The 19,062-nt window shown below is 69.1% G+C and carries 14 protein-coding genes and 1 pseudogene; 4 read left to right on the forward strand and 11 right to left on the reverse strand.

Annotated elements, in window-relative coordinates; all coding sequences use genetic code 11:
- Nucleotides 1–2: 2 nt before the first annotated feature.
- Nucleotides 3–512, forward strand: coding sequence for a hypothetical protein (locus HDA41_RS09170; protein ID WP_230299572.1), 510 nt, complete (start codon nt 3–5; stop codon nt 510–512).
- Nucleotides 513–754: 242 nt separating this feature from the next.
- Nucleotides 755–1,464 (forward strand): annotated as a pseudogene (locus tag HDA41_RS09175) (AAA family ATPase).
- Between the two features lie 390 nt (nt 1,465–1,854).
- Here the strand turns inward: HDA41_RS09175 and HDA41_RS09180 are convergent.
- Complete coding sequence (locus HDA41_RS09180; RefSeq protein ID WP_184982385.1) at nt 1,855–2,658, reverse strand: phytanoyl-CoA dioxygenase family protein; 804 nt, start codon at nt 2,656–2,658, stop codon at nt 1,855–1,857.
- 119 nt (nt 2,659–2,777) lie between these two features.
- Between HDA41_RS09180 and HDA41_RS09185 the strand changes: the two genes are divergently transcribed.
- Nucleotides 2,778–3,644 carry an AraC family transcriptional regulator gene (locus tag HDA41_RS09185; RefSeq protein ID WP_184993273.1) on the forward strand — a complete coding sequence of 289 codons (867 nt, stop codon included), beginning with the start codon at nt 2,778–2,780 and terminating at the stop codon, nt 3,642–3,644.
- 436 nt (nt 3,645–4,080) lie between these two features.
- Here HDA41_RS09185 and HDA41_RS09190 read toward each other — a convergent pair whose 3' ends face one another.
- Nucleotides 4,081–5,241 carry a right-handed parallel beta-helix repeat-containing protein gene (locus tag HDA41_RS09190; RefSeq protein WP_184982386.1) on the reverse strand — a complete coding sequence of 387 codons (1,161 nt, stop codon included), beginning with the start codon at nt 5,239–5,241 and terminating at the stop codon, nt 4,081–4,083.
- A 246-nt stretch (nt 5,242–5,487) separates the two neighbouring features.
- Here HDA41_RS09190 and HDA41_RS09195 point away from each other — a divergent pair, with 246 nt between their 5' ends.
- Nucleotides 5,488–7,707, forward strand: coding sequence for a glycoside hydrolase family 43 protein (locus HDA41_RS09195; protein ID WP_184982388.1), 2,220 nt, complete (start codon nt 5,488–5,490; stop codon nt 7,705–7,707).
- Here the strand turns inward: HDA41_RS09195 and HDA41_RS09200 are convergent.
- From HDA41_RS09200 to HDA41_RS09240, 9 genes are all read right to left on the reverse strand, one after another.
- Nucleotides 7,704–8,501, reverse strand: a complete 798-nt coding sequence (locus HDA41_RS09200; protein WP_184982390.1) for an HAD family acid phosphatase — start codon at nt 8,499–8,501, stop codon at nt 7,704–7,706. The two genes, HDA41_RS09195 and HDA41_RS09200, sit on opposite strands and share 4 nt — an antisense overlap.
- A 204-nt stretch (nt 8,502–8,705) precedes the next feature.
- Nucleotides 8,706–9,869 (reverse strand): dienelactone hydrolase family protein, encoded by a 1,164-nt coding sequence (locus HDA41_RS09205; RefSeq protein WP_184982392.1) that lies wholly within the window; start codon nt 9,867–9,869, stop codon nt 8,706–8,708.
- A complete protein-coding gene (locus tag HDA41_RS09210) occupies nt 9,856–11,136 on the reverse strand; it encodes a pectate lyase family protein (RefSeq protein WP_184982394.1) in 1,281 nt (426 codons plus the stop codon). The genes HDA41_RS09205 and HDA41_RS09210 overlap by 14 nt, the downstream gene beginning before the upstream one ends.
- Complete coding sequence (locus HDA41_RS09215) at nt 11,129–12,160, reverse strand: pectinesterase family protein (protein ID WP_184982396.1); 1,032 nt, start codon at nt 12,158–12,160, stop codon at nt 11,129–11,131. The genes HDA41_RS09210 and HDA41_RS09215 overlap by 8 nt, the downstream gene beginning before the upstream one ends.
- Before the next feature lies 1 nt (nt 12,161).
- The gene (locus HDA41_RS09220; RefSeq protein ID WP_184982398.1) at nt 12,162–13,289 is read right to left on the reverse strand and encodes a pectinesterase family protein; all 1,128 of its coding nucleotides are present in this window, start codon (nt 13,287–13,289) and stop codon (nt 12,162–12,164) included.
- Between the two features lie 113 nt (nt 13,290–13,402).
- Entirely contained in the window at nt 13,403–14,713 is a 1,311-nt protein-coding gene (locus tag HDA41_RS09225; protein ID WP_184982400.1) for a pectate lyase family protein, read from the reverse strand.
- Between the two features lie 32 nt (nt 14,714–14,745).
- The gene (locus HDA41_RS09230; protein ID WP_184982402.1) at nt 14,746–15,543 is read right to left on the reverse strand and encodes a rhamnogalacturonan acetylesterase; all 798 of its coding nucleotides are present in this window, start codon (nt 15,541–15,543) and stop codon (nt 14,746–14,748) included.
- A gap of 124 nt (nt 15,544–15,667) precedes the next feature.
- A complete protein-coding gene (locus HDA41_RS09235; protein WP_184982404.1) occupies nt 15,668–17,017 on the reverse strand; it encodes an ABC transporter substrate-binding protein in 1,350 nt (449 codons plus the stop codon).
- A 50-nt stretch (nt 17,018–17,067) separates the two neighbouring features.
- Nucleotides 17,068–19,056: a pectinesterase family protein gene (locus HDA41_RS09240; protein WP_184982406.1), complete on the reverse strand. Its 1,989-nt coding sequence runs from the start codon at nt 19,054–19,056 to the stop codon at nt 17,068–17,070.
- Between the last annotated feature and the right edge of the window lie 6 nt (nt 19,057–19,062).

Raw genomic sequence — 19,062 nt, forward strand, 5'->3', positions numbered from 1 at the left:
CAGTGATCATCGCTGTCGCAGGCGTCGCAGGAACCCTGGGAGGGGCGCTACTCACCCAGCGCGGCTCCGAACGAGCGAAGCGCCGGGAGATAGAGCTCGTTCGAGACCAGGAGGAGGTCCGCGAGAACCGTTCGCTGCGGCGCACTTGCTATGTGGAACTCAACCGAGATGCCCGGCAGTTCACCACCGCACTCAACCGCCACCTGCACGTCATGAGGGAACGCGGCGTGGAGGAGGCCGACAGCGACGCACTCGAGGAGGCGAAGAACGCGCACCGCGATCGATACTCCGAAGCACAGATGATCGCCCCCGAAGAAGTACTCATGCGAGCGAGTGTCGTCAACCAAGCCCTGAACAAGGTCTACGGCCAGGTCAAGCGCCTCGAACGCGGTGCCCCCGAACCAGGCGAAACACTGGAGACCGCGGCCCAGGCCCAGTACGAGGTCTGGGAAATGCTCCGAACTATGAGAACCGCTATGCGCCACGACCTTGGTGTGTCGCATGAAGATTGAGAGCTGGCACTCAGCTCCGTGCGAACTCTCCTGTCTGCCTCGATGTGACTGAGCGCCACAGTTGGCGAGTTTCGCCGACTCGAACGCTCAGAGTTCAGCTTGGGGACGTTGAGGGCGCCGCCCCGGCACGCATGGGAACGGCTGCGCGACCGACCGGAACCCCGGCAACAACGAGCATGAGGTGCCGGCGCCGGCTACTTGGGGGCACGTACGCCTTCCTGGTCCTGGGCGACAATGGTCGAGTGCTTGTCGAACGCGCGTATACCCATCTCTCCTCGTACGACGAGGACACCTGGCCCTGGTCGGTGCCCTGCGTCCGGCAGCTGCTCAACGAAGGGCTGCGCTTCACCGCACCGGTGACCTTTCTGTTGGTGAGAACGGCTCGGGGAAGTCGACCCTGGTCGAGGCGCGGGCGGAGGGGTTCAGTCTGGACTCCTACGGCGGCTCCCACGACTGGCGCTACGCCTCCCCGCGTGGCAAGTCGGCGCTCGGCGAGCGGATGAGGTTCGACGCGGCCTCGCGCGGGCGCCGCATGGCCACCAGCTGGTCGGCCCGCAAGGGCTTCTTCCTGCGGGCCGAGACCGCGCTGGACGCCCTGGGCAGGGAGGGGTTCTCGCCGGACTCGGTCAGCCACGGCGAGGGCTTTCTCGCAGCGTTCCGCGGGAAGTTCCTTCACGCCGGGCTCTATGTTCTCGACGAGCCGGAGGCGGCGCTCTCCTTCTCTTCGTGCCTCGAACTGATCGGGCACATCGACCGGTTGGCCAAGGAGGGCGGCCAGGTCATCTGTGCCACGCACTCCCCGTTGCTGACCGCCCTGCCGGGCGCGGACATCGTCGAGGTCGGCGAGCACGGCATACGCAGGGTCGCCTGGCGGGAGCTCGGCGTCGTGGATCACTGGCGCCGCTATCTCGCCGACCCGCACGTCTATCTGCGGCACATCGTCGAACCGTAGGCGGCGTCCTGCTTAACTGTCGTCACCTGGGCGATGTACCCGTCGGGGCGGACCCGGCCGGAGCCCTTGCGCCCGGACGACCGTGTCCGCGGTTCGGGGCATCGGGCTCCGCGCCGCGATCGGCACGTGGCCTACGAGACCCGATTCGGGTGTGACTGGTCGAGATAGTTGTCACCGGCGGAGCCTGACGACCAGGCCCGATGCTCCGCTCTGGTCTCGGTAGTTGGCACCGTTTGGTCGTCGTTGTTGGCACCCGCTCATGCTGTTCGGCCCGCCCTGTCACCGGCACTCTGGTATTTCTGCCGGTCAGCAGCTTGAAGTACCTCGACAGTCGTGCCGACGAAGCGTCGGTGTCAGTCTCCGCGACCAGGTGTCATCTATCTCGACCAGTCACAGTCCGGCCTCCTCCCCGTCGGGACCGGAGGTGGCCTGTCCCAGGCCCCGGCGAATCGCGATCTCCACGGGTGAGTACGCGCCGTCGGCCCGCTCCAGTTCGTACGGCGCGGCCGGCATCAGCGGCGGCTGGGCCATGAAGCGCGGCCGCGCCCCGTGGTGCGGCTGTGCTGCGTGCACCAGGAACGGATGGCACAGGAAGACGTCACCCGGGGAACCGGTGGCGAGGGCGAGCGGCCGGTGGGCGGATGCCGCTACGAGGTCTGGCGCGATGGCCAGGCCGCTAGCGCCCTCCTCCCCGTACGGCTCCAGCACCCTCGGCACGTCGAGGTGGGAGCCGACCCGGATCCGAGTCGGGGCGTCCTCTTCCCCCACCTCGCTGAACAGAAATAGCATCAGCAGGGCCCGGCCGCGTGAGCGGAGATTGGTGAAGGGCCAGGTTTCGCCCTCCACCGCATAGCCGCCCTCGATGTGCCAGCCCGCGTCGTCGGGCTCCTCCTCGTGCGGGAAGCGCAGCGGGAAGGTGCCGAGCGAGTAGCGTGGCTCCCAGCGCCCGGCGCCGACCAGCAGGTCGTACGCCCGGTGCAGGGCCGGGGAGTTGGGTGCGGCGGCGAACGGTCCCTGTGCCATCCCGCCGACCCAGTGCACGGGCTGCGTCCACGTCTCCGGGTCGTCCGGGTCGCAGCCCGTCTCCCGCCACAGCAGCCGCGCGCAGCTTGCGGCCACGCGGGGCGCGACGGCGCCCGCCAGCTTGACGAAGCCGTCGCGGAGGAAGCGGGATACCAAGGTCGTGTCGTCCATGCCTCCATCGTGCGGCGCTGCCCGTCCCGGTCACCCGACACTTGCCGCACCGCTTTTCTCGGGTGTGGCGTGCAGGGCCGCGCCTGATTGAATCGATGGTCGGGATCTTGGAGGCGAGCGTGCTGGAGCGGCTCAATCAGGCCATGGAGCACATCGAGCGGCAGCTCGACAGCTCCGTCGACGTAGGCGAGCTGGCGCGGGTCGCTGCCACCTCGGAGTACCACCTGCGGCGGATGTTCTCGGCGCTCGCAGGGATGCCGCTGTCGGAGTACATCAGGCGTCGGCGGCTGACCGTCGCGGGCGCGGAGGTGCTGGCCGGTAAGCGGACGCTGCTGGAGATCGCGGTGCGGTACGGATATGGCTCGGGAGAGGCATTCGCGCGGGCGTTCCGCGCGGTGCACGGCGTCGGGCCCGGCGAGGCGCGGCGCACCGGCGCGGCGCTCAGCTCCCAGCCCCGGATGACCTTCCGCCTCATCGTCGACGGGAGCAGCAGCATGCGCTACCGCGTCGTGCACAAGCCGGAGTTCAGCGTCGTCGGGGCGAAGGCTCGGGTGCCGCTCGTGCACTCGGGGCCGAACCAGGCGATCATCGATTTCGTCCGCGGGATCGGCGACCAGGCAAGGGAGCTGCTGGAGAAGCTGTCCGACCAGGAGCCGCACGGTATCCTCGCGGTCTGCGACGACCTCGATCCCAGCCGGGCAGAGGGCACCGACCTCGACTACTACCACGGGGTCGTCACCTCGGCGTCCGCGCCGGACGGCATGGTCACGCTGCCCATGCCGGCCGGGACATGGGCGGTCTTCACCACCTCGGGGTCGGTGCCGGAGGCGATCCAGGCGCTGTGGCGGGATGTGTTCACCGAGTGGTTCCCATCGAACCCGTACCGGAGCCGCCCCGGGCCGGAGATCCTTCGTACGCGGATGTCGGCGGACGGCAGCGAGGCGGATGCCGAGCTGTGGCTGCCGGTGGAACGGGAGTTCGATTGATTCTGGAATCCCTCCCTGGCCCTGTAGCCGGGGCCGGCGTGCTGGCCCCGGCGAGAAGGCGGACGGCCGCCCGGCTGTGACTGGTCGAGATAGTTGTCACCGGCGGAGCCTGACGACCAGGCCCGATGCTCCGCTCTGGTCTCGGTAGTTGGCACCGTTTGGTCGTCGTTGTTGGCACCCGCTCATGCTGTTCGGCCCGCCCTGTCACCGGCACTCTGGTATTTCTGCCGGTCAGCAGCTTGAAGTACCTCGACAGTCGTGCCGACGAAGCGTCGGTGTCAGTCTCCGCGACCAGGTGTCATCTATCTCGACCAGTCACACCGGCTCGCCACCAGAACGCTCAGCTCCGCCAAGTACAGCGCTCATCCGCCAACTAGCGCGCTCAGTCACACTCGACCAGCCAAAAACTGATCGAGGCAGAGGTTAAAACTCAAGCTTAGGGGGTGCCCATCGTCGAGCCGACGGTCCTCGAGCCGGTCGTCAGGAACGTCGTCGCGGGGAGGGAGCCGTCCGCCCGGCGCGCTCCGTACGCGCTGGTCGCGTCCGTCGACCTGAAGGGCGGGGTGGTGGCGCCGCTGTCCCAGTTGTTGCCGGTGGAGACGGTCGCGGAGCCCAGCTCGGCGGGGCCGCCCTTGTCGCCCACGGCGAGGTTCTTGCCGAGGCGGGCCTTGCCGGTGGCGAAGGAGAAGCCGTTGTGGGCGTTCGCGTACGCGGTGTTGCGGTTCAGTGCGATGGCGCCGGTGTTGGAGTTCTCGGTGAAGCCGTGCAGCGTGTTGCCCCAGGCGGCGTTGTCGTTGACGACATGGGCGACCGACGCTCCCCCGCCGCCCAGCTCGAAGCCGTTGCCGTTGCCCTCGAAGGCCGGGTCGTGCCAGTGGTTCTCGCCGTTGCCGAAGGCCCAGGAGTGCTCGATGGTGACCGGTGAGGAGAACTGCCAGAGGTCGAGGCCGTCGTCGGAGTTGTCGTACAGCCGGGCGCCGGTGATCCTGTTGCCCGTCCCGGAGCCGAACTTGACGGCGATGCCGTCGGCGTTCTGGCCGTGGTCGGCCGGGTCGTAGTTGCCGTGGCTGTCCAGGTTCTGCACCAGGTTGCCGGTGGTGCCGTCGCCGCGCAGGGTGAAGCCGGAGTCGCCGTTGTCCGCGGTGACGAGGTTCCTGAAGACGCCACCGACGGAGGACGTGGCGACGAAGCCCTGGGCCGGTGAGTTGACGAAGGCGAGGTTCTCGACGGTCCAGTGGTCGCCGTGGAGGTCGGCGAGCCAGGAGCCGTCGGGCAGCTCGGAGCCGTCGATCCGGACCTTCTCGCTGCCGTACGCCCGCAGGGTGATACGCGCCGAACGGGTGCCGTCCGCCGTGGACTTGAGGGTCGCGGCCGGGTAGTAGGTGCCGCCGCGAACCTGGATGACGGTCCCCGCGGTGGCGTTCTTCACGGCTGCCTCGAGCTGGGCCGCGGTGGAGACGGTGACCGTCACCGAGGCGGCCTGCGCGCCGCCGCCGGAGAGCCCGAGGTAGACGCCGCCCGCCCCCGAGGCGCAGGCCACCGCGGCGGCGATGGCGAGCGTACGGGTCCTGCGGTGGCGTCCTGCGCTGAGCAGCACGGAGCGTTCCTTTCCTGGGGAATGGGGACGGAAACGGTTCGGAGGGGCCCGCTCCGGTGCGTTTCCGACCAACAGTCGCCGCCGTGCCGCGAAAGGGTTGCCGCCGTCACGTGCACCGGCGCGCCGACCTTCCGAAATTTTCGGAACCACCCGCCTCATGCACACCCGTTGACGCCCTGTCCCCGTGCGGTGAAACTCCGAGAGCCGCTATCCAACAGAATCCCCCAGACTTCGACAGGAAGTGTCATGCGCCCCCGCACGCTCCTGCTGCCGTTCCTGGCCCTGACCGGCCTTCTCCTGACCCTGCTCACGGCGCCACCCAGCACCGCGGACCCCGGAGCCCCACCCGTGAAGCACTCCAAGTACGCCGGCTACCTCTTCGCCTACTTCACGGGCGAGGGCACCGCCGACGGCGAGCAGATCCGTTACGCCCTCAGCCGGGGCAACGACGCGCTGCACTGGCGTGAGCTGAACGCCGGCAAGCCGGTCCTGACGTCGACGATCGGCGAGAAGGGCCTGCGCGACCCGTTCGTGATCCGCTCCCCCGAGGGCGACAAGTTCTATCTGATCGCCACCGACCTGCGGATGTACAAGAACTCCAGCGGCAGCTGGGACCAGGTCCAGCGGCACGGCAGCAAGTCGATCATGGTCTGGGAGTCCACCGACCTGGTCAACTGGACCGACCAGCGCCTGGTGAAGGTCTCCCCGGACAACGCGGGCAACACCTGGGCCCCGGAGGCCTACTGGGACGACGAGCTCGGTGAGTACGTCGTCTTCTGGGCGTCGAAGCTGTACGCCGACGACGACCCGGACCACAAGGGCAACACGTACAACAAGATGATGTACGCGACGACCAAGGACTTCCGCACCTTCAGCGAGCCGAAGATCTGGAACGACCCCGGCTACTCGGTGATCGACTCCACGGTCGTGAAGTACAAGGACGAGTACTACCGCTACACCAAGGACGAGCGGGACCCCAGCTCCTCCAGCCCCTGCTCGAAGTTCATCACCGGTGAGAAGTCGACGTCCCTGACCTCGACCACGTACGGCTTCGTGGCCGACTGCATCGGCAAGGGCGCGATGGACCGCGGTGAGGGCCCGACGGTGTTCAAGTCGAACACCGAGAAGAAGTGGTACCTGTTCATCGACGAGTACGGCGGCCGCGGCTACATCCCGTTCGAGACCACCGACCTCGCCTCGGGCAAGTGGACCCCGTCCACGGACTACCAGCTCCCGGCGAGCCCCCGGCACGGCACGGTCCTCCCGGTGACGCAGGCGGAGTACGACCGGCTGCTGGCCGCGTACCCCTCCAGCCCCACGTCCGTGGTGGACGCGACGGCGAAGGGCCAGAAGGGGTACGCGATCGTCACCGAGAGCGCCTCGAAGGTGGTCCTGCCGATGGAGCCCGACGCGGAGCTGTCGCGGCTGGCCCCGAAGCTGTGGGTCGGTGCGGGCGCCACGCTGAGCCCGAAGTCCGGCACCCGGCGCGACTTCCGCACGCCGCAGAAGTACACCGTGACAGCGGCCGACGGCACCAAGCGCACCTGGACGGTCGAGGCGGCCCGCACCCGCAGCCCCATGCTGCCCGGCCTGAACGCCGACCCCGACGTCCACTACCTCGACGGCAGATACTGGGTTTACCCCACCACCGACGGCTTCCAGGGCTGGAGCGGCACCAAGTTCAAGGCGTACTCGTCGAAGGACCTGGTCCACTGGAAGGACCACGGCGTCATCGTCGACCTCGGGCCTGATGTGACCTGGGCCGACAAGTACGCCTGGGCGCCCGCGATCGCCGAGCGGAACGGCAAGTACTACTTCTACTTCTGCGCCGAGCAGCAGATCGGCGTGGCGGTGGCCGACTCCCCCGCCGGCCCCTTCAAGGACGCGCTCGGCAAGCCGCTGGTCGCCAAGGGCGGGACGCTCAAGGGCCAGATGATCGACCCGTCGGTCTTCACGGACGACGACGGCCAGGCGTACCTGTACTGGGGCAACGGACGCGGGTACGTCGTTCCGCTGGGCGACGACATGGTGTCCTTCGACGCGTCGAAGGTGCGGGACATCACCCCGGACAACTTCCGCGAGGGCTCCTTCGTGATCAAGCGGAAGGGCACGTACTACTTCATGTGGTCGGAGGACGACACCCGCAGCGAGAACTACCACGTGGCGTACGCGACGGGACCGTCCCCGCTCGGCCCGTGGACCAAGCGCGGGACGATCCTGCAGAAGCGGCCCGAGTACGGCATCCTCGGCACCGGTCACCACTCGGTGGTGAACACCCCCGGCACCGACGACTGGTACGTGGTCTACCACCGCTTCGCCCTCAACGGCCCCGGCAGGCCCGGCGGCGACGGCATGCACCGCGAGACCACCATCGACCGCATGGAGTTCGCGGCCGACGGCAGCATCAAGCCGGTGGTGCCGACGCTGGAGTCGGTGAAGCCGGTACGGACGAAGGAGAGTGACTAACCGACGAAGTACGTCGGGTTGGGCAGCTTGTAGGTCCTGTCGGCGTAGCCGCCCTCGAGGTCCGAGTACTGGTCACCGAAGTTGGCGATGATCTCGTACCCGAGGTCCTTCTCGATGTGCCGACGGGTGCCGGACTTGTACTGCACGGTGGTGCAGGTCCAGGCGCCCGGCGTGGCGCAACCGCTCAGGTACGAGGGCGGGTTCGCGGTGTTCTTGAGGAACATGTGGTCGGCGTCGAGGTTCACCTCGGCGCCGACCTTCTTCAGGTTCTCGACCGCTGCGGAGCGCTGCGCCTCGCTCAGGCCCGAGTTGTAGAAGACCTCGACGCCCTTCTTCTCGGCGTACCGCACCAGCTCGGGGCTGCCGAAGACGGCCGGGCGGTCGGCCTTGTTGACGTAGGCCGCCCAAGTGGCCGAGTTGTAGGTGTAGTTGTTGCGCTTCTCGTAGTCCAGGCTGAGCAGCAGCGTGTCGTCGATGTCGAAGACGACGGCGGGCTTCTCGCCCTTGTGCCGCGCCGTGCGGGCGGCCTGGTCGATGTACTTTCTCGCGGACGCGTCGAGGCGCGCGAGGTCCTTGGCGTAGGGGCTGTCGGCGGACGCCTGGTAGACGCCGTTCGCGTCTGCCGTGGTGCCGTAGTAGCTGTCGATGTCCTTGACCAGGAGCCCGATGTTGTAGGGCTCGTGCGTGGAGTTGGCCGTGGACTGACCGGCGGTGGCCGCGCCGGCGCCGTAGAGGGCGGCGCCGGCGACGGCACAGGCCGTGGCGACGGCCGCGATACGCAGTGACTTATGCATGACAGGTCTTCTACGCGCGTCACCCGCCTGGGCGCCAGGCCCTTTACCCGATCGAGACCTTGAGTGGGCCATAAAACGGGTCAGGCGGCGGGCGTAGCCGTCGACGTCCAGCAGGTCGGTGACCTGCTGTCCGAGCGTGCCGTCGTCGGCGTTGTTCACTGGTGGAACCAGTGGGGGGGGGTGGAGCCGGGGATCGAGCGGGGTTCACAGGACGGAGTCGAGCCATGTGAAGACCTCGTCCTGCATGCGGTCGACGAAGACGTGGCCGAGGTCGGGCCAGGTCTTGAGGTGCAACCGCTCCTCGGCGTGGCGCGAACGCCAGACGGCGCGCAGCTTGTCGTGGGCCACCCGTACGCCGTCGGCGGGGAAGAGGGTGTCCAGCGCGCCGCTGAAGAAGAGCATCGGCCTGGGTGCGGCGATGCCCGCCACGTCGGGGAAGTCGAGGAACCGGGGCAGGCCCGGGTGGAGCATGTAGTACGACGACTGCCCGCGCAGCGTGTTGTTGCCGGGCACCATCATTTCCTTCAGGCCGGTCATCCAGCACACGCTCGCGGCAGCGGCGACGTCGTCGCTGAGCGCGGCGGTCTGCCAGGCCCGGTAGGCGCCCATGGAGAACCCGACGGCCGCGACCCGGCGGGCGTCCACGCGGTCGAGGCCGGCCAGGAACCCGGCGGCGCGGGCGTCCTCGCGTGCCATGAGTCCGGCGAGTGAGGAGCCGAGGTGGTAGAAGTTGGAGGCGAGGGCCTGCTGTTGGTCGTAGGCGAGCGGGCCCCGGTCACCCCAGCCGAGGGCGTCCAGGCACAGCACGACATAGCCGCGCCGGGCCAGTTCGTCGCCGACGAACCGGCCGCTGAAGTACTTGTCCGCCCAGGCCTGCGCGGAGGCGAGGCGTGTGTCGTCGTACCAGGGGCGGACCAGTTTCTCCTTCCCGATGTCGAACCTGGCCCCGTGGTCGTGGAGGAGGAGAACGGCCGGGAAGGGGCCGGTGCCGTGCGGGGTGAGCAGGGCGCCGCGGACGCGTTCGTGTCCCGTCAGTGACAAGGTCACCAACTCACGTGTGTATCCGTCCCCTTGGGGGCCGGCGGTGAAGTGGGGGGCGTACGGCGTCCCGTGCTGCCGGTCCACGAGGAGGTGTTCCTCGACCACGGCCCGGGCGGTGCGCCGCCAGGCCCTGAAGTCGCGGATCGGCGAGGTGCCCCAGGCCAGGGGGAAGCGCAGCCCTTCCTTCAGGGCCGGGTGGAAGTCGGGCAGGTTGCCGCCCACCAGCTCGCCGGCCCGTGCGGTTGCGGCGCCACCGCCCCCGAGGAGTGCCGCCGTCGCGGCCCCCGCGACGAACGTCCGGCGGCCCAGGGGGTCACGGCTGTCCATACGACCTCCCGGTGCCGGAATGACCGAGGACGTGGCGCTCGACCGCCGACCGGGACGTGAGGGGCCGGTAGGCGTAGACGTCGGCGGGATCCCAGCCGGCCTCGTCGGCGAGACCGAGGCCGCTCGCGACCGCGTTCAGGCGGGCGGGGCGGCCGTTGAACCAGGAGCCGGTGTCCTGGAAGCGCTCGCCGCCGTAGTCCGCGACCGCGAGGGCCGGGGATCCCTTCGGGAACGTGAGGACGTTGCGCTCGGAGAAGATCGCTGACTCCACGCCGACGCCCAGGGCGTAGCGGGTGGCGGCCGCCCGGCCCCGGTACACGTTGTTGACGACGTGCACCTGCCCGAAGCGGACCCGGGGGGCGCGCTGCACGATGTCGGTGAACAGGTTGCGGACGAAGGTCACCTTGAGATGCCCGCGGTCCCGGTCGCCGCGCCCGTCCCCCGATCCGATGAGGATCGCCTTGTCGTGGCCGGTGAACCGGCTGTCGGAGACGGTGACGAAGTCGGAGCCGTCCTCGATGTCCAGCAGTCCGTCGTGCCGTTGCACCCGCTCGCCGTGGAAGCCGAGGGGTGCCCGGCGGTCGGGGAACCGGCCGTCGGTGAAAGTGCAGTGGTCGATCCAGATGTGCTTGCCGGTGATCACGGTCAGCGCGTCGAAGCGGGCGTCCCAGCTGCCCCGTGTGCCGTCGCCCGGGGACCAGGTGGTGAAGTGGTCGACGGGCGCCTCCAGGTGCAGGTTCCGCACGATGATGTTGCTGCCGGTGTTGACCGTCAGGAACACCCCGAGCAGCCGGGCGTCGCGGCCGACGCCGACGAGGGTCGTGTTGCTCGGCACGGTGAGCTGGATCTGCGCCTTCTCCTTGTTCGACCCGGTCTGGCGCAGCTGCCGTTGCTGCTTGCAGTAGTCGTAGCGGGTGTCGGACCAGACGGCGCCGCCCTCGCCGAAGCAGGACATGTACTTGCCCAGGTCGTATCCGGGCGCGTAGTCCTGCTCGCCGAGCAGGGAACCGTCGTCCGCCTCGTGCCCGGAGATGTCACCGGCGACCCGGATGACCTTGGGCGCGGTGGGGGCTCCGTCGTTCGCCAGGGCCTGCTTGAGCTCGGCGCGGGTGTCCACCGTCCAGGTCGTACCGCCCGCCCCGCCGGTGGTTCCGGAGCCGGTGGAGGCCCAGCCGACGGGGGCGCGTTCGGCGGCGGAGGCCGGCGAGGCCGGCGAGGCCGGCCAGAGCAGGCAGAGACCGAGGAGGAGAACCGCGGCCCTACGCATAGGGCCGCCAGTCGCCGAGGTACGTCTCCCTGGTGTGCGACCGTGCCTGGACGCGGGTGAGTTGCGGCCGGTTCTCCAGTACGTGAATCGCCGCCCCGGGCCCCGAGTTCCGGTACTCGGCGAACCTCATCGACTGCCAGGGAAAGGCCTCGCGCATGTTGGTGTACGGGGCCACCGCGTCGATGCCCGGCCCGATCCGGGTCTCCCGCACCACCAGCGACGGCCAGGCCGTGGTCTCGTACGTCGGCACCCAGGGCCGGGCCAGCTTGTACGCGCCGGCCTCCGCTCCCGAGGTGATACGGCAGCGGACGGCGAGGATGCCGTGCGGGTTCGCACGGGCCGTGGACGGGGCGAAGACCATGCCCTTGGGAGTGAAGCTCACGTCCCGTTGCAGTGTGTGGAAGTGGCACTGCTCGAAGACGGCCGTGGCCCGCCCGAAGACGAAGTCGACGTCGCCCTCGATGTAGCAGCGCCGGAAGTACTGCCGGTCGAAGGCGTCCAGCGCGCTGGTGTCGGCGAAGAGGGTGTCCTGGTGGCCCAGGAAGCGGACGTTGTCGAAGGACGACCGGTCCCCCGTCACATACGCGGCCACCGCCTGGGTGCCGGTGATCTCGGGGTGGTCGGCGCGCAGCCAGTCGTTGGCGAGGGTGAGGTCGCGGACGATCAGTCCGGGGGCCGCCGAGGTGAAGGTGGCGGAGCCCGCCGTGCCGTACGTTCCCGAACCGTCGGGCTTCTGGGTGCCGTTGGCGTGGTCGTACACGATGACGACGTCACGCGGTTCGCGGGTCGCCCCGCGCAGGGTCAACTCCGCCTTGTCCGCGGGGATGTTGACGACCTCGCGGTACGTGCCCGGGTGCACGACGACCGTCCGGCCGGGGCCGGTCACCGCGTCCACGGCCGCCTGGATCGAGCCGCCGGGGCGGACGTGCAGGACGCGGTGGCGGGGCGCGGCGGAGGCGGGCCGGGGGCCGGCGGCGGTCAGGCCGCCGGCGGCTCCGGCGACCAGGAGGGTGCGTCGGCGCATCTCAGCACGCCTCCCGTGGCCGCCAGTCGCCGAGCCAGGCGGCACGGGTCGCCGACTCTGCCTGCTCGTCGGTGAGCTGGGGCCGGTTCTCCGGGACGGTGACGACGGCGCCCGGGCCGGTGTTGCGGTACTCGGCGAAGCGCTGGTCCTGCCAGGGGTGGGCGTCCCGCATGGTGGCGTAGGGCGCGAGCGCGTCGATGCCCGGGCCCAGCCGGGTGTTGCGCACCGTGAGCATCGGGCGGACGGTGGTGCTGGAGGTGGGCACCCAGGGGCGGGCCAGCTTGTAGTAGCCGTCCGGGGCCTCGCTGCTGACGTGGCCGCGCGTCACGAGGTAGCCGTGCGGGTTGGCGCGCTCCGTGGAGGGGGCGAAGACGAAGCCGTACGGGGCGCCGGACGCGTCGGTGCGGTTCAGGGTGCGGAAGTGGCAGTGCTCGAAGACGGCCGTGGCCCGGCCGAAGACGAAGTCGACGTCACCCTCGACGTAGCAGTGCGAGAAGAACTGGCGGGCGAAGAGGCTCGCGGAGTTGGAGTCGGCGTACAGGGTGTCCTGGTGGCCGAGGAAGCGGCAGTGGTGGAAGGCCGAGCGGTCGCCCTGCACCTTGATGGCGACGGCCTGGGTGCCGGTGATGTCGGGGTGGTCGGCGCGCAGGAAGTCGTTGGCGAAGGTGATCCGGTGGGCGGTGAAGCCGTCGGCCCGGACGGTGGTTGTGGCGGAGCCGGTGGTGCCGTAGGTGCCGCCGCCGGGCTTGGGCGTCCCGGCCGCGTTGTCGTACACGATCACGGCGTCACGGGGGTTCTCGCTCGCCCCGATCCAGGTCATCTCCGTACGCCCGGGATCGACGGCGACGGTCTGCCGGTAGACGCCCGGGGCGATGACGAGCGTGTGTCCGGGACCGTTCGCGGCGGCCACGGCGTCCCGGACGGAGGTGAAGTCACCGGCACCGCCCGGGTGGACGTACAGGGTCCTGGGCGTCAGGCGGGCGGCCGGCGAGCCGTACCGGCCGAACGGGCGCGGCCGGGTGCCGGCGGCCCGCGCGGGGCCGGCGGAGAGGCCGGTGACGGCACCCGCCGCGGCACTCGCGGCGAGGAACGTCCGGCGGGAGAGGGAGAGAGGGGGCTGCGAGAGCATACGGCTGCTCCTTCGCGGGGCGGCTGGTGTGAGCGGGGAAAGGGCCGGGGCGGGCGCACCCCGGGGCGGGGGTGCGATGCGGGCCGCCCCGGCCGGTTCACGGGGCGGTCAGGTCAGCACACGCGGCCGGCGCCCGCGCGGGCACCGACGATGCCCGGGACCGCCTGCGCCGGGTCGACGCCGGCCCGCAGCGTCGGTGTCCAGCCGGCGCCCGACTGGAGCGTCTCCCCGGGGATCTCCGCGTTGTGCACGGCGATCAGGTCGACGGCCTTGCCGTTGACGTGGTTGCCGCCCGCGGTGACCGGCGCCTCGTTCCACTTCTTGAGGATCTTCGCCGGGCTGACGCCCTGTGCCAGCGTGAAGGCGTTGTGCTCGGCGACGAGCCGGGACTCCTTGCCGATGCCGTAGACGTAGCCCCACTTCTGGCCCTTGGTGACCACGAAGTGGTTGTTGTACGAGTCGACCTGCCCGAACCGCACCCGCGGTGCCCGCTCGACGATGCCCTCGAAGCGGTTGTGGTGGAGCGTGACCTTCAGCTTGCCCGTGTCGTCGGCGGTGGCGCTGTCGCTGTTGCCGATCAGCATGGTCTTGTCGTGGTCCTTGAACGAGTTCCAGGACACGGTCACGTGGTTGGAGCCGCGCACGACGTCGAGCAGCCCGTCGTGCTGCTGGTGGGTCTTGCCGAAGTAGGACGGCAGGGAGCTGTCGGGGTAGCGGCCGTCGGTCAGGGTGTTGTGGTCGACCCACACGTGCGTGGAGCCGTAGACCACCACTGCGTCGTACTCACTGTTCCAGGCGCCGGTCTTGTTGTCGTCGGTCGGGTCCCACTGCGGGAAGCAGTCGACCGGCGCCTCGATGGTCAGGTTCCGGACGATGACGTTGTCGACGCCCTTGATCTGGAGGCTGCCGCCGAGGATCCCGGAGTTCTTGCCCACGCCGATGATGGTGGTGTTGGCGGGGACGACCGCCTTGATGGTTTTGTCCTGCTGGGCGGCGGACGCGGCCCGCAGGTCCTCCTGCTCACCGCTGACCGGCTTGTCGTGTCCCCAGACGGCGGGGTCGTAGGCGGCGAGGTACTTCTGGAAGTCGTACCCCTCGGCCTCGAACGCCTCACAGCCCTGGGAGACGGCGTCGATCATCCCCTTGACCTTGATGATCTTCGGTGCGGATCCGCCCTCTTTCAGGGCGGCCTTGAACTGCTCCCAGGTGGTGACGGTGTGGACGTGCGCGGCATCGGCCGCGGCACCACCCGTGGTACCGGTGCCGTACGCACCCCACCCGTCGTCGGCCCCGAGCGTTTGGCGGGCCACGTCCCGAGGCCCGGCCTGCGCGGTGGTACCGCTCAGGGACAGCACGAGCGCGGCACAACCGACCACCGCGGCGACCCTAATTCTGGCATGATCATGACACTTCGGAACGTTCATGGTGCGGCTCTCTTCCTGCTACGTCGGGGGTGTCAGGCGGCGGTCTCCGGCCAGGTGATCCAGGACTCGGGAATCGGCTCGTCCAGCCGGCGCACATCGCGCGGCCCGAGCACCCGGGCCCGGAGCAGCTCCCTCGCCACGAGCCGGGCCACGGCGATGGCGCCCGGCGGATTGAAGTGCGTGTTGTCCTGCTCGGTGGCGGTCCAGTTGAAGTACTTCTTCGTCTCCTCGACTCCGAGCTCCTGCCACAGGGCGAGCGACAGCGCCTGGATGTCGAGCAACGCCACCCGCTCCTCGGCGGCGAGCGCCCGCATGGCCGCCGGGTACTCGCCGTGCGTCGTCACGGCCTTCCCGCCGGCGTCGAACTTCCGCCGCTCCACGGAGGTCGCGAGCACGGGCCGCGCCCCACGGGCCCGGGCCCCCTCGACGTACATCCGCAGATGGTCCTGGTACGTCGTCCAGGGCTCGGTGTAGCGAGTGGGGTCCTCCGCCTTCTGGTCGTTGTGACCGAACTGAATGAGGAGGAAATCGCCGGGCCGGATCGCGGACAGAATCACCTCCAGCCGTCCTTCATCGACGAAGCTCTTCGAACTCCGCCCGTTCACCGCGTGATTGGCGACCGGCATCCCCTCACGGAGAAAGAACGGAAGTGCCATACCCCACCCGGTCTCGGGCGCGGCATTCGCATACTTCTGGGCGGCGGTGGAGTCACCGGCGATGTAGAGGGTGCGATGACGGTGACCGCCGGCTTGCGCGGTACCTGCGACGGACAGGGCGAGAGGCACGGCGGCGATTCCCGCCACAGCCACTTGTCTACGACTAAGAGACACGCGGAGTTCCTTTCAACAAGACGGCGGGGACATGCGCCCAAGGGCGCGGGGAACTGCGCGGCAAACCAAGGGCGGCCTGCACCCTGCACACAACAGGCCGCCCCACGGTGAAACCCAGCAAGAATCAACCCTTCTGCTGCTCCCACTCCTCCTGAGCCGCGTTCAGCTGCTCAGCCAACGTGTCCAGGAACTCCTTCGCACTCATCTTCCCGAGCAGCACCTTCTGGAAGTTCGGCTCATTGTCGGCCTTGGAAATCGTGTTCCAGTCCGGCAGGTAGTACGGCAGCTGCACAATCGTCGTCGACCCGTCCGACAACGCGTCAGCGGCCAGCTTCGTGGGCTCGGACTTCGAAATCCACGCGTCCTTCGCCGCGTCCGTGTTCGACGGCACCTGCCCCGCCGACTCGTTGAACTTCGAGTTCTCCGCCTTGGACGTGGCGAACTCGATGAACTTCCAGGCCGCGTCCTTGTTCTTGCCGCTCTTGAACAGCCCCAGCCCGTCCACAGGGTTGGAGACCTGAACCCGCTTACCGCCGGGCCCGGTCGGCTGCGGAATGCCCCGGAACTTGTCGACCCCGAGCGCCTTCACATGGTCCTGGTACGACCCGAGGTTGTGGTTCAGCATCCCGATCGTGCCGGAGTCCCACTGCGCGACCATCTTGGTGAAGTCGTTGTTGAGGTCGGCCGCGGGGGTGACCTTCTTGTACAGCGCCGCGTACTTCTCCAGCGCCGCCACGTTCTTCGGGTCGTTGACCGTGGTCTTCTCACCACTGGAGTCCCAGAACGAGGTGATACCGGACTGCCCGTACATGGCGTCCAGCGCCTGCGCGATGGAACCCGCGCCACCGCGGATGGTGTAACCGAACTCGTTCTTGCCCTTGTTCGTGAGCTTGTTCGCGGCCTCGAAGAACCGGTCCCACGTCGTCGGCTCCTGGAGCCCCGCCTTCTTGAACAGGTCGGTACGGTAGTACAGGACACCGTTGTTCGCGGAGGTCGGGATCGAGTACAGCTTGTCGTCGCCACCGCCGGCCGCCTTCAGCGACTCGACCATGTCCTTGTTGAGCTTGCCGTCGAGCGAGGACTCGGCGAGCCGCTCGTCCAGCGGTTCCAGCGCGCCCTGTGCGGCGAACCCCGCGAGCATCGCCGCGCCGACACCGCCGACGTCCGGCAGACCGCCGCCCTGGAGGGCGGTGTCGACCTTGGACTGGTACTCGGTGGAGGCGATCCCCACGTACTCGACCTTGATGTCGGGGTTCGCCTTCTCGAAGTCGGCGATGATCTCCTTCCAGGCCTCGGTACGGACACCGCCGTTGTTGTCCCAGAAGACGATCTCGCCCTTGCCGCTGCCGTCGGCGCCCTTGTCGCCGCCCGCCCCGCTGCCGTCGTCGCCGCAGGCGGTGACGGTCAGCGCGAGTACGGCCCCCAGGGCGACGGCCGTGGTGGCGCGCCTGCTTCTGCGATTGCTGATCTTCATTGGTCGGCTCTCTTCTTCTGGATCCAGCGGAACTTGAAGGTGTGGGGGGGTCAGTGGCGGGCGTGGGGTGCCCAGTCGTCCGTGCCCCTGAGGTAGGCGGCCACGGTGTGCGGCCGCGCCTCCTGGTCGCTCAGCTGCGGACGGTCGGCGGTGACCGTCGCGCCCGGGCCGAAGTTGCGGTACTCGGCGAACCGCGCGTCCTTCCACGAGAACCCGCCCATGTCGGTCCACGGCGAGGACTTGATCGCGGCCGGCAGCTCGGTGTCCCGGATCAGCACCTGCGCGATCGCGTCGGGCTCGCCGCCCGGGTGCCAGGGCCGGCCCAGGTGGAAGGTCCCGGCGGGGGCATCGCTGACGATCTTCGACCGGGTGATAAGGAACCCGTACGGGTTTCCCTTCCAGGTCGAAGCCGCCGTGATGTAGCCGTTGTTCGTGTCCGAGCCTCGGCTCAGCGCCCGGATGACCGACCGTTCGATCACCGTCGTGGCCCGGCCGTAGATGAAGTCCACGTCGCCCTCGATGTAGGAGTCGCGGACGTAGACCCGGCTGAGGGTGGTCAGCTTGGGGCTGTCGGTCATCAGGGTGTCCTGGTTGCCCAGGAAGGCGGTGTCCTCGAAGACGAGCCGGTCGCCGGTCGTCTTCATGGCGAGGGCCTGCTCGCCCTTCAGCTCGACCGCGGCCTCGTCGAAGTCGTTACTGAAGGTGAGGTTGCGTGCGGTGACGTCGTTCGCGGCGATCCGCACGGTGGCGCTGCCCGTCGAACCGCCGTACTCGGCGGGCGTGTCGTAGACGATGACGGTGTCGGAGCGGTCGTGTCCAGTCCCCCGGAGCAGGATCTTCGGCTTGGTCGCCGGGACGAACACCTTCTCGCGGTAGGTGCCCGGCGCGACGGCGATCGTCAGCGGGGTGTCGTTGCCGTCGGGCACGGCGTCCACGGCGGACTGCACGGTGGGGTAGTCGCCCGGGACGTGGAGCACGACCGGGCCGCCGATCCGCTTCTGCGGTCCGGAGAACCGCTTCACCAGCGCGGGCACGGCGGCGGCCGGGTCGAGCCGGTAGTCGTAGAACTCGCGCGGGTCGAACGCCGTGCCCCACGCGTCGTGCCGGCCGGTGGTGTTCCGCAGGATCGACCCGCGCTGCACCAGCTCGGCGGTGGCGTCGGCCTGGTAGGGGTGCTGGACGCCGTCGTAGAAGCTGTTCTCGATGACCATCCTGGTCTTGCCGCGTGACCAGTTGCCGTACGTCCACACGGGGTCACCGTCGGACAGTTGCGCGGACAGGTAGTTGTTGTAGAGGTGGGCGTAGGCGACGTTGTCGGCGGAGGGGTTGCGCTGCTTGGTGCCCGTGAACCAGTTGTGGTCGACGGTGATCTGCGTCCTGACGTTCGGGGTCCAGCCGATGCCGAAGGTCTTGTTGTTGTTCGTGAACTGGTTGTAGGAGACGGTCACGTACTCGCTGTCCTTGCGGACGTCGAGCTGGCCGTCGCAGATCCGCGAGAAGCGGATGTGGTCGATCCACACATGGTGGGCGGTGTCGAGGCGGATGCCGTCGTAGTCGGTGTCCTTGCAGTCCCAGTTGCCCTCGATGGCCGTGTCGCGGATGGTGAGGTTGCGGATGATCACGTTGTGCGTGCCGGGGTCGAGGGTGAAACCGCCGTGCACGATCTCGGCGGTGTCGCTCACGCCGATGATGGTCTTGTCGGAGGCGACGGGTATCTCCGTGCCGAAGGGGTCCATGTCCAGGGAGCCCTTGACGCGGATGACGTACGGTTCCTCGGCCGCCGCGTACTTCGCGAGCGCGGCCTGGTCGGTGACGGTGACGACCTTGCCTCCCGCCCCGCCGGTGGTGCCGCCGGCGAGGGAGGCGAAGCCGTGCGGCCGGTCGGTCCAGCGGTCCGCGGCGGGCACGGCCCGGGATTGCGGGGCCGCCTGTGCGTCCCCGAGGATGCCGAGGCTCAGCGCGGCGACGAGGCCGAACACGGCGGCCACGACCTTGCCGTGCCCCGGTCTCGACAGGCGCTTGCTACGGAAGTGCGTCATTGCGGC

Origin of the sequence: Streptomyces caelestis, from assembly GCF_014205255.1 — a bacterium.
Classification (GTDB): domain Bacteria; phylum Actinomycetota; class Actinomycetes; order Streptomycetales; family Streptomycetaceae; genus Streptomyces; species Streptomyces caelestis.